This window comes from Clostridium zhoujianii (assembly GCF_051590805.1).
GTDB lineage: Bacteria > Bacillota > Clostridia > Clostridiales > Clostridiaceae > Clostridium.
Genome location: NZ_JBPUTF010000001.1, coordinates 699614 through 715385 on the forward strand (window position 1 = coordinate 699614; position 15772 = coordinate 715385).

The window sequence follows — 15772 nt, forward strand, 5'->3', positions numbered from 1 at the left end:
TGAAAATCTATGATTAAAATTGGATTGACTGGGGGAATTGGTACTGGGAAAAGCACAGTATCAAAGATGCTAATGGCGGCGGGATTTAAGGTTCTAGATGCAGATTTAGTAGCTAGGGATGTTTTAAATAGATACCCTGAAATTTTGGAAAAAGTTAGGGTTGAATTCGGGGAAGGTTTTTTCGATTGGCGTGGTGAGTTTAGAAGAAAGGAATTTGGTAATCACATATTCAGATTCACTAAGCAAAGAATCAAGTATGAGAAGATAATAATGCCCTATATAATCAAGGAAATTAATCTTGCCCTTGAGAGATATGAGAAAAATGGGGCATCCATGGTAATTCTTGATGCGCCAACCCTAATAGAAAATGAACTCCATAAGGATATGGATTATGTTATATTGGTATGGGCTGATAATAACACACAAATACAAAGAATTAAAATTAGAGATAAGATTAGTAATGGAGATGCAATAAGTAGGGTGAATTCTCAGATGTCTTTAGAAGAGAAAAAAGAGTATAGTAATATACTAATAGATAATAATGGGGATTTAACAAAAACTAAGAATCAGGTTGATGATCTTACTAAGTTTTTAAAAATCATTTAGGAAAAGGAGAAAGGGATGAAGCTTAAGAAACTTATCATCGGGGTAATCATTATAATAATAGCTTTCTTTGGCGCTAACCTATTACTTAAAAATTATTTATTTCCCTTTAAACATAAGGATGCCATAAAGGAGTATTCAGAGGAATATAATCTGGACCCATATCTAGTTTTATCAGTAATTAAGGCTGAGAGCAAGTTTAAGTCAGATGCAGAGTCTCATAAAGGAGCTATGGGACTTATGCAAATTACAGGTGATACTGCAGAATGGATAGCAGAACAAATGGGGTTAACTGATTATAATCAAGAAAAATTGTATGAAGAAGACTACAATATAAGAATGGGATGTTGGTATCTAAATAACTTAAGGGAAGAATTTGGAGATATGGACCTTTTTGTTGCAGCGTATAATGCGGGACGTGGAAAGGTTGCTAGTTGGCTAAAGAATTCAGACTACTCAAAGGATGGTAAAAAGTTAGATTATATACCCTATAAGGAAACTAAAAAGTATGTTGATAGGGTAAATACTTATTATAAAATTTATAAAGCTATATACGAATAAGAGATAAAAAGGGGGAGCTATGAATAAGAAAAGAAAGATAATTCTTTCGGTATTTATTCTAGTTATAATATCAATAAGTGCCATATATTTTCTATTGCCATATATTAAACCTATTAAAAGTGGCGTGGTATGGCAAAATAATCAAGTTAGTGAAAGAGAAAGAATACTGTTAGAATTTATAGATAATAACTTAAAGAATGATGAGTGGGGAATAAAAACTAATTATAATGATGAAATTTCAGATGGAGATATAACTAAGGGGCATTCAGTTTTATCAGAATCTCAGGGAATGATGCTTCTATATTATTTAGATAGGGATAGAAAAGGTGAATTCGATAATACATTAGTATATGTTGAAAAAAATATGTTTCTTCCAAATGGTGTATTAAGTTGGAGAGTGGAAGAGGGAGAATCATCAGAAACTTCTGCAACTATTGATGATTTAAGAGTGATTAAAGCACTTCTTTTAGGGGAGGAGAGATGGGGAGATAAGAAATATAGAAAAGTAGCTTTAAATATTTCAAGGGGAATAAAAAAAGAACTTTTAGATGAGGGAATGTTATCAGATTTCAATGATGGAACTAATAAAAGTGATAAAACAACCCTATGTTATTTAGATTTGCCAACAATTAAACTAATATCAAAACTAGATAAGGACTATAATGATATATACAAGAATTCCTTAGAAATTATGAATGGTGGTTATATTAGTGATGAAATACCACTATATAAAAAGGAATATGATAGGAAAAGTAACTTATATGATGATGGAGATATAGACACTTTATTATCTTCAATAATACTACTAAATAGAGTAGAAGTTGGAGAAGATATATCTAAGTCCATAGAGTGGATTAAAAGTAAGTATAAGGAAGATGGGGGAATCTTCATATCTTACAGTAAAGATACTGGTAAAGCCATAAGTAGTATAGAATCAACATCTATATATTCAAATCTTTTACAAGTGGCTAGTTTATTAGAAGATACTGAACTATATAATATTTGTATTAAAAAGTTGGAAGAATATCAAATTTTAGATGTTAATAACCCTATATATGGAGCCTATGGTAATGGGAACACAAAGGAAGTATATTCATTCGATAATTTAAATGCATTATTAGCATGGAGAAGGGTTAAGAATAGCTAGAAGATAAAATGATGGCTAGATCAATATGTATTAATCAAGAAAAATATAAAATGAGAAAAAAAGTTGTATAGACAACAGATTAAATTTTTCGATTATACTGATATAATGTAGTTAAAGATGAAGAATAAAAGAAGTGTTCCCCCAAAAAACATTTCCATAAAACTCCTTCATCCGGATAGCACTATATTAATAATAATTAATATAGTGCTATTTATTATATAAATATATTGAATAAATTTCCAAAGAGGAATAAAATATATTTATTAAGTAAATTAATTTGCAGGCGTGCTGGAATCGGCAGACAGGCATGTTTAAGGGGCATGTGTACTAGTTGCGTACGGGTTCAAGTCCCGTCGCCTGCACCAAAAGATGAGTATATAAAAATTATAGCCATTGTAAAGAACTTTAAATAAAAAAAGAATACTATATTGGTGTGGTTACACACTAATATAGTATTCTTTTTTAGTTTTATTATTTGTTTTTCTCCCATAAGTATAATTTTCAAGTTAAATAGTACCATGGTATAGCTCTAAAAGCTATCTATCCTCTTTTTGGTGTATTTAAAAATAATAATAGAGAAAAATAAAAATAACAAAAAAATTAATTTTTAAAATAAAAATGACTTTTAGTCATAAAGTGTGTTATAATTTTGTACATAAAATTTTACTAACAAAAGAGGTATTAATATGAAGAACATTTTTAAAATTTACAAAAGGGACATAAAGAATATTTTCACTAATTGGGTTGCCTTTGTAGTAACATTGGCATTGGTAATATTACCTTCATTATATGGATGGTTTAATATTAAATCATCTTGGGATCCATATGGTAATACTAAAGGTATTAAGGTTGCAATAGTGAACAAGGATAAGGGAGGCTCCTTTAAGGAAAAGGAATATAAAATTGGAGATGAGATAGAAAGTAATTTAAAAGAAAATGATCAAATTGGCTGGGAATTTGTTAGTGAAGAGGAAGCAGAAGATGGGGTTAGAAATGGCAAATATTATGCCAGTATAAAAATACCTGAGAATTTCTCTAGTAACCTATTATCAATTACAACAGATAATATAGTTGAACCTTCACTTGAATATACAGTAAACGAAAAGACAAATGCTATAGCCCCAAAGATTACGGATAAGGGTGTTAGCTCTGTTAAAGATCAAGTAAGTAGCCAAGTAGTTAAGACAGTAGACGGAATAATATTTAAGATTTTAAATGAGATTGGAATTGAGGCAGCAAATGCAAGGCCACAATTAAGAAAATTAGTAGACCTAGTATATAAACTAGATGAAAGTATGCCTGAAATTCAAGATTTAGTTAATAAGGCTCAAGAAGGAACTATTACTATTGATGAATTAGTTACAAAAGCAAATGAGCTTATGCCAACTGTTGAGGATACAATTAATACTACAGAAAATGTTTTAAATAAAAGTAGTGATTATTTAAAGAAAGCTCAAGGTGGAGTTGAAAAACTAGGACCAGTTATAAAAGAAGATTTAGTAGTTGCTGGTAATGTTGTGGGTGGAGTTAATGATTTATTAAATTCTATTGACCCTAATACATCTATTGAGATTACTAAGGAAATTTTAACAAAAATAGAAGGGAAAGTTAGTAGTTTAGATAGCTCCTTAGAATCATTAATTAATTTATTAGAATCAATTAATAAATTAATTCATAATAAGAATTTAACTGAAGCAATAACAAATCTTAATAATATAAGAGCTGAAGTTAATAAAGGATTAGAGATAGTAAATAAGCTTTTAGAAGGTATAAATAATGGAGGAACTCTAGATACAAGCAAGTTTGAAGAGCTTAAATCAGTAGTAGGTAGAATAAACAATACATTAACTGCAATAGTAAATGATTATGATAGTAAAATAATGCCAGCTTTAAATGCAGGAATAGAGGAATTAAGTAAGATTTCTAATAACGGAATCTATCTACTAGGAGAAGCTGAAAAAAGTTTACCAGATTTAAAAGGTGTATTATCTTTAGCTGATAAAGGAGCTAAGTTTGGTACAGAAGAATTAAGACTATTAAATGAAAAGCTTCCTGGTATAAAGGAAAAGCTAGATGGATATGTTGAAAAGTTAAAAGGATTAGATGATGAGGCTAAAATAGATGAAATATTAGATTTAATTACTAATGATTGGCAAAGGGAAAGTTCATTTTTATCAAGTCCTATACAAATAAATGAGAATAAGTTATTCCAAATACCTAATTACGGTTCAGCTATGTCACCATTCTTTACAACTTTATCTTTATGGGTTGGAGCATTATTATTAGTATCATTATTCACAACTCATGCAAAGCCATTGGAAGAAGGAGTAGAGTTAAGGCCACTTGAATTATATTTTGGTAAATACTTAACCTTTATATCTATAGCTATAGCACAAGGATTAGTGGCAACAGTAGGAGATATATTTATACTTAAAACTTATGTACTTCACCCAGTACTATTTGTGGTATATGGAATATTTGTAAGTGTTGTATTTATGACAATGATATATACCTTAGTATCTGTCTTTGGTAATGTAGGAAAGGCTATAGGGGTAATATTCTTAGTATTACAAATATCAGCCTCAGGAGGAACTTTCCCAGTAGAGGTAATGCCTCAGTTCTTCCAAAGAATACATCCATTATTACCATTTAAATATGCTATAGGTGGTATGAGGGAAGCAGTAGCAGGTATAGTACCAGAGTTACTAAGGTATGATACTATTTTATTATTACTATATTTCGTGATATCCTTAGTTATAGGAATAACTTTAAAAGCCTTTATTAATAAGCACTCTAAAAAGCTTGTTGATAAACTTGGAGAAAGTGGAATAGTTGGTCATTAGAAATAGAATTGGTGGTGAAGAAAATGGAAAAGTTTAAGTTTACAGATACAGAAGGAAAAGAAATAGTAGCATTTAAGTGGACTCCAAAGGGGGAAAATATTAAAGCAGTTATACAAATTGCTCATGGGATGACTGAAAGGTCTTTAAGGTATGATTATTTTGCTAGAAAGATGAATGAAGAGGGGTATATTGTATATGCAAATGACCATAGAGGACATGGAGAGACTGCAGGATCAAAAGAGGAATTAGGCTACATTGCAGATGAAGATGGCTTTAATTGGATGGTTAAGGATTTAAAAGAGCTAACAGATATTATAAAAGTAGAAAATCCATCAATACCTGTTGTATTACTAGGACATAGTATGGGATCTTTTTTAAGTCAAAGATATGCAGAGCTTTATGGGGATGAAATAGACTATCTTATACTTTCAGGAACAAATGGCAAGCCTAAAAAAATAACTAAGCTTGGTGCAGTAATTGCTAATAGAGAAATAAAAAAGTATGGAAGAAGACATATTAGTAAAAGAATGGATAAACTATCCTTTGGGGACTTTAATAAAGAATTTGCTCCAGCTAGAACAAACTTTGATTGGTTATGCTCTGTTGAAGAAGAAGTTAATAAGTATATGAATGATGAATTATGCGGGTTTGTCTGTAGCTCATCTTTTTACTATGATTTAATAAATGGGTTATGGGCAATACATAAAAAAGAAAATTTGGCTAGAATACCAAAGAAATTACCAATGTATATTTTTGCAGGAGATAGGGATCCAGTGGGTTATTCAGGTAAGGGTATAGTTAATTTATATGATTGCTATAGAGAATTGCAAATAGAAGATGTTTCATTTAAGCTTTATAAGGATGGAAGACATGAAATGTTAAATGAGCATAATAAGGATGAAGTAATTAAGGATATCTTACTTTGGTTAGAGGATAGGATAGGGAAAACCGAGAAATTTGTCGAATGATAAAATAATAATAAATTTCATTATAAATAAAAAAGTAGTAATGTTATTAGACCAGTGATATAATCTAATAACAATTAATTAAGAGGATTCTCATAGGGATTGAAGTTCTATATTTCAATGATAGTATGACTTCAATGAGTATATGAGAGTCCTTTTATTTTAAGAATAATTGATGAAGAGAAGGAATGTAAATAAAAAGAAAAGCTCCTTTAAAGTATACAAAAGAGTGAATTTTTATAAAAATTACCAAAATTCTTCACATTAGGCTAAAATTAATGTAAAATATTAGTTAGGGGTGAGGAAGATGCATGGGGAAAAGGATAGTGAATTTTTATATGTTAACAAGCGGAGATATTTAACAACCTCTCTTATTTTTATATCTATATATATTTTGACAATAATAATATTACATGATTTTCCGGAAATAATTTATTCTATAGTTACAGTTATATATTTAATTGGTTCATTTTGTGTACTACTTCTAATTAAGTCAACTTGTGAGGTACATAAAGATAAGGTATTAAGGATAGTATGTATACAGTATATTTTTATTGCCATAGATAATGTTATTCAGTTATTACCCTTGGATTATGAAACATTATATGAGGAGGGTATTCCTGTATTTAGTATGCAAAGTAGCATGAGTTTTTTTATAACCATGTTAGGAGCTTTGTTAATAATAATATATGTTAATAAGAAAGAAACAAATAAAATTAAGGTGATGACTATAGCAGGTAGTATCTTCGTAATACTTAATATTATATCCTTTATAGTCCCTTCTTTTATATTTTCAATAATAGTAAATTTAATGGTAATAAGTATATTTTTAAATGCAAGAACAATTCTGAAAGAATATGGAACAGGGGACCATGAGAAGGTAAATTATATTTATATGGCAATGTGCATTACTTTAGTATTATCAATAGGATTTACAATTATAGATTATATAGGAATTAGAAATTTTTATTTGCAATTTTCTATGATAGGAATTGGTTTTATCGTATTCACAACACAATGTATGTATATTATTGAAAAACTCTTAAATAACCCATACAAACTTTTATTTGGTGATTTATTTAATAAAAATAATGAGATGAATGAATTAAATAAAAAAATAGTAGCAAAAAATAGGGAGCTAGAACTATCTCAAATGGTAGTTAGAAAGAAGGAAAAAATGTTAAGAACATTTTTCAGGAATGTTCCTATACCTTTAGTTATTATTAATAAAGAGAATGAAAGGGTTTCTTTTGCTAATACAAATTTTATGGAGTTAATTGGAGAAGGAATGTTAAAGAAGGTAATTAATAGAAAGTTATTTTCTATTATTCAACTAGAAAGTAATAGCGATTTCCAAGAAAGCTATAGTAGCCTACTAAGAGGAACTACAGAGATAAATGGAGATTTAAAATACTTTGATTTAGAATTTGTTGATGTATCAGAGAATAATGATGAGGTTATTGTTATATTTAATGATGTTACATCTAAGGTGAAGATAGATAGTATGAAGGAATCCATACAGAATAAGTTATTTGAGGAAAGACTAAAAAATGATTTCTTATCAAACATTTCACATGATTTAAAAACACCTATAAATGTAATATATTCAGCTACTCAGTTAATTGAATTTTATATTAGTGACCGTAATAGTAAGAGCCTTGAAAGATATAATTTAATATCAAAATTGAATTGTATCACCTTAATTAGATTAACTAACAATTTAATTGATAGTAGTAGAATTTATTCAGACTTCTTATCTGCAAACTTAGAAGTTAAAAATATTGTTGAGATTATTGAGGAAATGACAATATCTTTAGTTGACTATGCAAAAAATAAGAATATAGATTTGGTTTTTGATACAAACGAAGAAGAAATTTTTGTGGAAGTAGACGTTGATTTCATGCAAAGAATTATTATAAATTTAATATCAAATGCAATAAAGTTTAGCTATAATCACGGAAGAATTGGGGTAATAGTTAAGGATATTGGTGATGAAGTAATTGTTTCAGTAAAGGATAATGGTATGGGTATGGAGAAGGAATTTATAAAAGAGGCCTTTGGTAGATATTCTATGGGAAATAATAATAGGCAAGCAATTGAAAAGGGGACAGGCATAGGACTATTTGTTGTTAAGAAGTTAGTTGAAAAACAAAATGGGAAGATAAGTGTAGAAAGTGAAATTGATATTGGTAGTAATTTTGAATTGCTATTTAAGAAGGTGATATAACTATGTTGAAGGACTTATCAAGAAATTATAATGATAATATTGAAGATAGGGCTAAGAATCTTTCAAAGCATTCACTAGGAATATCAATACCAATATTAATAATTGTTATGATTTCATATTATATGAATGAAGATTTAAGTGTATATAAATCCTTAATAGAAATATTCTGTGCTTCTTTGGGGGCGGCCTTATCAATTATTTCAATTATAAGGGATGATGTTAAGGAAGGAGATATATATAAGTATATTGGAGTAGGATTTCTTTTTATAAGTTTACTATCCTTCACAAATGTTATTTTACCAAATAAAATTAATATTAGTTGGAATAATGGAATAAATCATATTATCACTGTTACAACCTTCTATTTAGAGTACATTATTGTAATGGTTGCATTGATCTTAAAGATTAAAAAGAAATCTGTAATTCAGTCAGTTGTTATTTATTTAGGAGTATTTATTACAGTTTTTATATTTAATACTATTATGTATTCTGCCTATTATAAAGGAGGAAGTAGCGAGGAGTTTTACACTTTTCAAGGGTTTATAGTAGGAATTCTTGCAGTGTCATTAATATTATTTATACTTTTTGATAAAAAAATATTTTATAAAGAGGATAAACAGTTTCTTTATTTATTTATTATGTTTATTATAATATATCAATCCTTATTGTTTTCTAATAATATATGGAATTATGATTGTATATTTGAAGCAGGAATATTCAAGTATATGGCTTATTATATGCTATACGAAGTAATGGCAAGTTTCTTGTTATCTAGGGCTTATGATAATATGAAGAAAAACTTGGTAGATGCACAAAAGATGCAAAAGGATTTGAACAATATATTAAGTACAAGAAATAAAACCCTTATTGAGTTCAAAAGCATAATTGAAAAAAGTGAAAAAAGATATAGCAATCTAATTGAGGCTATTAAAGATGGAATAATAATATTTTATTTTGATAGGTTATCCTATATAAATGGTGCAGCAATCAAAATGTTAGGTAATAAATCTGAAGATGATGTAATGGGACGAGAGTTTATGAGCATTATTAGGGATATAGTACCTGAAAGTATTATAGAAGAGAATTTAGAGGATGATTCATATTTCTTAAACAATATTGAAAAAAAGTTATATAAGACTGATACTATTAAAAGAAATGGTATGGAGTTTGAGGTATTCTTTTTAAAGATAGATAGCTTAAATAGGTTAGTATATATAAATGATATAACAGAAATAAATAAAAATCATGAGATAAGACGAGAATATGAAGAGTATTTAAAGGAGGAAAAGCTTAAGAATGAATTCTATAGTAATATATCCCATGAGCTTAGAACCCCTATTAATTTAATATATTCAGCTCTTCAATTAAATGAAGTATATTTAAAAGAAGGAAATATAGAAAGTATAGATAAAAAGAATGATACTATTAAGCAAAATTGTCTAAGACTAATAAGAACTATAAATAATTTTATAGATACTAACAAGGTTTCAGAAGGATATTTAAAGCCTAATATGAGGGTATACAACATTGTATCTGTAACTGAAAACATATCTCTAGCCTGTAATAGATATATTGAAAAAATAGAAAACACATTGGTTTTTGATTCTGTTGAGGAAGAAATTTATGTGGAATGTGATAAGGATATGATTGAAAGAATATTATTAAATCTTTTATCAAATAGTGTTAAGTATGGTAAAAGAGGGGGTACAATTTTAGTAGATATAGATGTAGATGATGAAACCGTATTTATTCATGTTAAGAATAATGGATATATTATAGATAAGGAAATACAACCATATATATTTGATAAGTTTACAAAGATTAACAAATCCTTAAGTAGGGAGAGAGAAGGAAGTGGCCTTGGGTTATTCTTATCTAAAAGGCTTATAGAATTACAGGGTGGATCTATAGAATTTAGGTCTAATGATGAGATTGGTACTGAGTTTATATTAAAGCTTAAAAGGTGTTATGACATTGATCAGGCAGAAGAGGAAGAAATATTTGAGATGAATCCTGTAGATGATAAAGTTGATACAGAGTTTTCTGATATATATCTTTAGTTATATTCTATACCTTAGCATAAAAATATCACTTTAACATAGTATTATAATGATAACTATGTTAAAGAGGTGTTTAATGATTAATATATTTAAAGTAAATGGAAAAGTTAAAATATTAACCTTAATAGGGTTAACTCTCTTACCACTATTAGGTGGACTAGCTATTGGATATTTAACAAGAAATGCAGCAGCAGTTTATATGCAACTTGAAAAACCAATATTTGCACCGCCATCATGGGTATATATAATTGTATGGCCAATTATATATATTTTAATGGGTTTAGCCTCCTATAGAATTTATATGATTAGAGATGAGGGGAAAGATGTAGGAACAGCATTGTTTTTTTACTTAATTCAATTACTCTTAAATTTTTTATGGCCAATTATATTCTTTTCCTTTAGACTTTATGGACTTGCATTTATTGAACTTATAATTTTATTTATTTTTATTATAATTACCTTTGTAAAATTTATTAAGTTGGATAAAATAGCAGGATTTTTATTAATTCCATATATTATTTGGACTATATTTGCTGGAGTTTTGAATTTTTTCCTTTGGATGAAAAATGAAATGTAGTATAATAGAATATAGTGATTTATTAAATGGTAAATAGGCATATTAACTTTAGGTTAGAATGCCTATTTTTTTGAGTTGTAGACATTAAAGAAAATAGAATAAAATGGGGTTAATTGTTTTCTTGAAAATACCTTATGACAAGAGAGGATTTTGATATGAGCAAAGTAATTATTGCAGAAAAACCTTCAGTTGCTAAAAATATAGCAGAAGCATTAAATATTAAAAAAAGAAATGATGGATATTTTGAAGGGGAAGGCTACTACATTACTTGGGCCTTTGGACATTTGCTTCAGCTTTTTGATGCCAAGGATTATGATGAGAGCATGAAGGGCTGGAGATTTGAAAAGTTCCCATTTATACCAGAAGAATTCAAGTATAAAGTTAAGTGTGATAGTATAAATAGAAGTGTCGAAGATAAAGGTGCTGCAAAGCAAATAGGAATAATTAGATCTCTTATAGAAAAGCCAGAAGTTGATGGAGTAATATCTGCAACAGACTTTGATAGAGAAGGACAGGTAATTGCAGATGAGTTATTTGGATATCTAAATGTAGAGAAACCTATTTATAGACTATTATTAAACGAATGGACTCCTGATGAAGTAAAGAAAGGGATGGCAAGCCTTAAGGATAATAAAGAGATGAGACCATTACAAGATGCTGGTATAGGTAGACAGTGGTCTGATTGGGTTATAGGAATTAATCTTACTTCTGTAAGTACTCTTAAATATAACTTTGAAAAGAATAAAACTATTAATATAGGGAGAGTACTACTTCCAACCTTAAAGATTATTTATGATAGAGATAAAGAAATAGAAAACTTTCAGGCCTCTACATATTACAAGTTAAATACAAACTTTAAAACAGCAAGAAATGAAGAGTTTGAAGCTCTTTACTATGAAAATGAAACAGAAAAGTTTGATGATAAAAAGGTTCTAGATGATCTTCTTCCTCTACTTGATGGAAGTACTGCAAAGGTAACAGAAAAGCAAACTGAAAAGAAAAGAGATTACCCTCCTTACCTTTTTAACTTATCTAATTTACAAGGGCATATAACAAGTAAGTATAAGGGATGGACCTCAGATAAAGTACTTAAAGTAGCTCAATCGTTATATGAAAAGAAGTTTACAACCTATCCTAGGACAGCCAGTGTTGTATTAGAGGAAAGTTTAGAGGACAGAGCTAGGAAGGTGTTAAATACCTTAAAAGTAGGCTTACCTTATGAGAAGGATATTAAATTTGTAAAAAGCAAAAGAGTATTTGATAATTCAAAGGTAGAGAGCCATAGTGCCATAACACCAACGTATATTAAGCCTACAGGCCTTAGTAAGGATGAAGAGATAGTATATAATGCTATAAAAAATAGATTTATAATGCAATTTATGCCAGTAGCTGAATTTGAAGAAACTAAAATTACATTAAAGTCTGACAACCCACAGGTAAAAGGAGAATTTATCGCTAGGGGGAAGGTACAACTTGTAGAAGGTTGGAAGGTAGTAGAAAAAATTGATAGTAAAGATACTATTTTACCAATGGTAGTAGTTGATGAGACTGTTGATGTTATAGGTAATAAAATAAATAAGGTTACTAAAAAACCACCTAAGTTGCATACAGAGAAAACCTTACTTAGATTAATGGAAACCTGCGGTAAGAATTTTAAAGATGACAAAGGTGATAAGGAAGAGAAAGAAGATGAAGAGGCTACTTCAGATGAAATGATGCAGTCTATATTAAGTGGTTTTAGTATTGGTACCCCTGCAACAAGGGCTGAAACTATAAAAAAGCTTAAGGATATAGGATATATTAAAGCAAAAGGCAAGAGCTTAACAACTACAGATTTAGGTAGAACAATTGTTGAAGTATTCCCAGCTAAAGAACTTTTAGACCTTGATTATACTGGTAGACTAGAAAAAACTTTATCAGATATTGAAAAAGGAAAGTTTAAGAAGTCTGATTTCATGAAGTTAATATGTGACTTTACAACAGAAGCAGTTGAAAAGATTAAAAATGACACAGGAGCCTTAGCTAAATTCAAGGTAGAGTTGCCACCAGAAGCGGAAAGCTTAGGACCATGTCCAACTTGTGGTAATCCTATAATAGAAGGAGAAAAGGGCTTTGGATGTAGCAATTGGAAGAATGGATGTAAGTATACTATTTGGAAAGATGATAAATATATAGCTTCCTTTGGGAAACAGGTATCTAAAGAGATGGTTCAGCTGTTACTTAAGAATGGTAAGGTTGGCTTTAGAAACTTAAAAAGTAAAAAGGGAAATACCTTTTCTGCTTATTTTAAATATGTAATGAATCAGGAAACTGGTAGATATAATTGGCAGATAGAATTTATTTAGCTAAGTAAAATTAATATGTAGCTACAACCTTAAATTAACATAAAATTCCTAACTAGTGTATTGCAAATATGTTGGATATAAATTACAATTTATCATATTAGCAAATATAAGGAGGAATATAATATGTATGATGAAAGACCTGAGGGGTTAGGTGGAGGAATTATAACAATATCAGTTTTACATTTAATAGGTGTGGTAATAAGTCTTTTTGGAGCGGTAGTTGGAATACTTAATAAAGATCTTATTAATAAGGAAGCAGTAAAAAAAGGTTTGGAGGAAACAAGTACTGGTCAATATATTGCAGTAGCTGTAATAGCACTAGCATTATTAGTAGCAGTTATACTTATTTTATTAAAAAAAGCAGTTGGGTTATATATTTATGCAGGCTATCTTGTGGTAAATATTATATATACAATTATTGCTAGTGGATTTAGTATTTTAAGTATAGTACTTGGGTTAGTGCTTCCAGTAATAATGGCATTCCTTGTTATGAAGAGAAAGTATGTTTTTGGATTAGGAGCAGATGAATATTAAGGATTTTTTTAGAGAAAATATAGGGTTTCTAGGAGTTCTACTTGGATCAATAGCTATTATTAGATCCACTAAAAAAAAGAAATTATAAAAGTAAAAGGAGCTGTAGTACAGCTCCTTTTACTTTCTACTTTTTCCTTTATAATCAATAAAAAAGCTTTTAATATTTCTACTAGCAGAGATAATAAAAAGAAAAGACAGAAATGAAAAAAGTAATAGCATTCTATAGTTATTAGTAACTCCGCTTTTTATGTAACCTAAAACTAAACCTAAAGATGAAAATCCTAGGAATGATTCAAAACACATTAAGTGGGTCATAGGAGTAAGTAGTAGATATTTATAGTAGGATTTAATAACTTCCTTTAAATTAATTTCCTTACGAGTAAATTCATTGACTTTAAGTATAAATTCATCATATAGAAAAGGGATATACATGTAGTTAACTAGAAAAATTATAGAAAAATTATTATTACGTGATAGTATAAGAGTAAGTATATTTAAAGCTAACCATATCATAATTTTTTTTATAATAATCACCCCTTTATAGTGAATAAGATACAATTACATTATAAGGAAAGTATAGCATTAATTTGTTGAAATGTGAACATTATTGTAATAAGAAAGATATATTAAAAAATAAAGACCCTCATATTTGTTGTAAGCCTAGTTCTCACTGAGATATTAGACCTTAACCAATATATGAGAGTCCTTATTCTATTTTAATGTATATGAGAGTATAGACTTTACCTATATACTAACTATTCATTATTATCTATATGTTACTTTATAAAACTATAAACATAAGTAGCAAGATGATAAGATAGTGGAGCGATAAATACAGTCATTATTCCAGCAATCCCTATAGATAGTCCACTCATAGCACCTTCAGTTTCACCAAGCTCTAAAGCTTTAGTAGTACCAACGGCATGAGCAGCAGTACCAATTGATATACCTACGGCAACACTATCATTTATTCTAAAGATCTTACAAATAGTAGGTCCGATAACAGCTCCAGTTATACCAGAAATTATTATTGCAAGAACTGTTATAGGTACAATACCACCTAATTGACTTGATAACTCTATTCCAATTGGTGTTGTAACAGACTTAGGAAGTAATGATTTAATAAGAGAACTATCTAATCCTAAAATATAAGAGAGTCCAATTACTGAAAAGATTCCTATAATAGATCCAAGTAAAACGCCTATAAAAATTGATGTGGCATGTTTTTTTAATAGTTCTAATTGCTTATATAATGGTACTGCAAGTATTACTGTAGCAGGTCCGAGGAACATATTTATAAACTTGGCCCCTTCATTATAAACTTCAAAGTCTATATTAAAGGCTAATAAAAATGCTATTACAATACCTATTGAAATAAGCAAAGGATTAAATACAGGGATCTTTGTTTTCTTATATATGTATAATCCAATCTCAAAGGCTAGTAGTGATAGTACTATACCAAAAAGTATGTTATTTGTTACTATGCTCAATTGATTCACTTCCTTTATTCTTACTAATCTTCCTAGATACAAATTGTACTATAAGTCCTGTACTAGCAATTATTACAATTGTAGTAATTATACAAACAATTATTAATTTAGCCCATGTATCTTTAATTATACCAACAGATGTCATAAGTCCAACTCCAGCTGGAATAAAGAAGAATGCTAAATGGTCTAAAAGAAAGTTAGATACAGTTTCTATTTGTTCTACTTTTATAATTTTAGTACATAATAATATCAATAAAATCAACATTCCTAAAATATTACCTGGGATAGGTAGATTTAATAGTCCTGAAATTAGTTCCCCCATTAAGTAAGTTCCAAATATAATTATTGCTTCTCTAAAAAGTTTCATCTTATGCCTCCTTTTTACTCATCTATTATAATGTATCACTTATGAAAATTTAT

12 protein-coding genes and 1 tRNA gene are annotated in these 15772 nt (G+C 28.8%); 11 read left to right on the forward strand and 2 right to left on the reverse strand.

Annotated features, from left to right (window positions below; genetic code table 11):
- The first annotated feature begins 9 nt into the window (after positions 1-9).
- From coaE to ACSYT2_RS03220, 11 genes are all read left to right on the forward strand, one after another.
- Positions 10-606, forward strand: coding sequence for a dephospho-CoA kinase (gene coaE, locus ACSYT2_RS03170; RefSeq protein WP_430857352.1), 597 nt, complete (start codon positions 10-12; stop codon positions 604-606).
- Between the two features lie 15 nt (positions 607-621).
- Entirely contained in the window at positions 622-1164 is a 543-nt protein-coding gene (locus ACSYT2_RS03175; protein ID WP_430857353.1) for a lytic transglycosylase domain-containing protein, read from the forward strand.
- Between the two features lie 19 nt (positions 1165-1183).
- The gene (locus tag ACSYT2_RS03180; protein ID WP_430857354.1) at positions 1184-2311 is read left to right on the forward strand and encodes a glycosyl hydrolase family 8; all 1128 of its coding nucleotides are present in this window, start codon (positions 1184-1186) and stop codon (positions 2309-2311) included.
- Between the two features lie 279 nt (positions 2312-2590).
- Positions 2591-2676 (forward strand) — tRNA-Leu (locus ACSYT2_RS03185).
- Between the two features lie 321 nt (positions 2677-2997).
- Entirely contained in the window at positions 2998-5154 is a 2157-nt protein-coding gene (locus tag ACSYT2_RS03190; protein WP_438383428.1) for a YhgE/Pip domain-containing protein, read from the forward strand.
- 23 nt (positions 5155-5177) lie between these two features.
- Positions 5178-6122: an alpha/beta hydrolase gene (locus tag ACSYT2_RS03195; RefSeq protein ID WP_430857356.1), complete on the forward strand. Its 945-nt coding sequence runs from the start codon at positions 5178-5180 to the stop codon at positions 6120-6122.
- A gap of 304 nt (positions 6123-6426) precedes the next feature.
- Entirely contained in the window at positions 6427-8346 is a 1920-nt protein-coding gene (locus tag ACSYT2_RS03200; protein ID WP_438383430.1) for a sensor histidine kinase, read from the forward strand.
- 2 nt (positions 8347-8348) lie between these two features.
- A complete protein-coding gene (locus tag ACSYT2_RS03205; RefSeq protein ID WP_430857358.1) occupies positions 8349-10406 on the forward strand; it encodes an ATP-binding protein in 2058 nt (685 codons plus the stop codon).
- A gap of 79 nt (positions 10407-10485) precedes the next feature.
- Positions 10486-10983 carry a TspO/MBR family protein gene (locus tag ACSYT2_RS03210; protein WP_438384993.1) on the forward strand — a complete coding sequence of 166 codons (498 nt, stop codon included), beginning with the start codon at positions 10486-10488 and terminating at the stop codon, positions 10981-10983.
- Between the two features lie 155 nt (positions 10984-11138).
- Positions 11139-13328 (forward strand): type IA DNA topoisomerase, encoded by a 2190-nt coding sequence (locus ACSYT2_RS03215; protein WP_438383433.1) that lies wholly within the window; start codon positions 11139-11141, stop codon positions 13326-13328.
- 123 nt (positions 13329-13451) lie between these two features.
- Positions 13452-13862: a hypothetical protein gene (locus tag ACSYT2_RS03220; RefSeq protein ID WP_438383435.1), complete on the forward strand. Its 411-nt coding sequence runs from the start codon at positions 13452-13454 to the stop codon at positions 13860-13862.
- 776 nt (positions 13863-14638) lie between these two features.
- Here the strand turns inward: ACSYT2_RS03220 and ACSYT2_RS03225 are convergent.
- Both ACSYT2_RS03225 and ACSYT2_RS03230 read right to left on the reverse strand, forming a co-directional pair.
- Positions 14639-15352, reverse strand: coding sequence for an LrgB family protein (locus ACSYT2_RS03225; protein WP_430857361.1), 714 nt, complete (start codon positions 15350-15352; stop codon positions 14639-14641).
- On the reverse strand, positions 15333-15719 hold the full coding sequence (locus ACSYT2_RS03230; RefSeq protein ID WP_430857362.1) for a CidA/LrgA family protein: 387 nt from the start codon (positions 15717-15719) through the stop codon (positions 15333-15335). The genes ACSYT2_RS03225 and ACSYT2_RS03230 overlap by 20 nt, the downstream gene beginning before the upstream one ends.
- Positions 15720-15772 lie beyond the last annotated feature (53 nt).

Excerpts from the sequence above, each read along its gene's own strand:
- coaE (WP_430857352.1), top strand. The coding sequence starts at position 10 with ATGATTAAAATTGGATTGACTGGGGGAATTGGTACTGGGAAAAGCACA.
- ACSYT2_RS03175 (WP_430857353.1), top strand. The coding sequence starts at position 622 with ATGAAGCTTAAGAAACTTATCATCGGGGTAATCATTATAATAATAGCT.
- ACSYT2_RS03180 (WP_430857354.1), top strand. The coding sequence starts at position 1,184 with ATGAATAAGAAAAGAAAGATAATTCTTTCGGTATTTATTCTAGTTATA.
- ACSYT2_RS03190 (WP_438383428.1), top strand. The coding sequence starts at position 2,998 with ATGAAGAACATTTTTAAAATTTACAAAAGGGACATAAAGAATATTTTC.
- ACSYT2_RS03195 (WP_430857356.1), top strand. The coding sequence starts at position 5,178 with ATGGAAAAGTTTAAGTTTACAGATACAGAAGGAAAAGAAATAGTAGCA.
- ACSYT2_RS03200 (WP_438383430.1), top strand. The coding sequence starts at position 6,427 with ATGCATGGGGAAAAGGATAGTGAATTTTTATATGTTAACAAGCGGAGA.
- ACSYT2_RS03205 (WP_430857358.1), top strand. The coding sequence starts at position 8,349 with ATGTTGAAGGACTTATCAAGAAATTATAATGATAATATTGAAGATAGG.
- ACSYT2_RS03215 (WP_438383433.1), top strand. The coding sequence starts at position 11,139 with ATGAGCAAAGTAATTATTGCAGAAAAACCTTCAGTTGCTAAAAATATA.
- ACSYT2_RS03220 (WP_438383435.1), top strand. The coding sequence starts at position 13,452 with ATGTATGATGAAAGACCTGAGGGGTTAGGTGGAGGAATTATAACAATA.
- ACSYT2_RS03230 (WP_430857362.1), bottom strand. The coding sequence starts at position 15,719 with ATGAAACTTTTTAGAGAAGCAATAATTATATTTGGAACTTACTTAATG.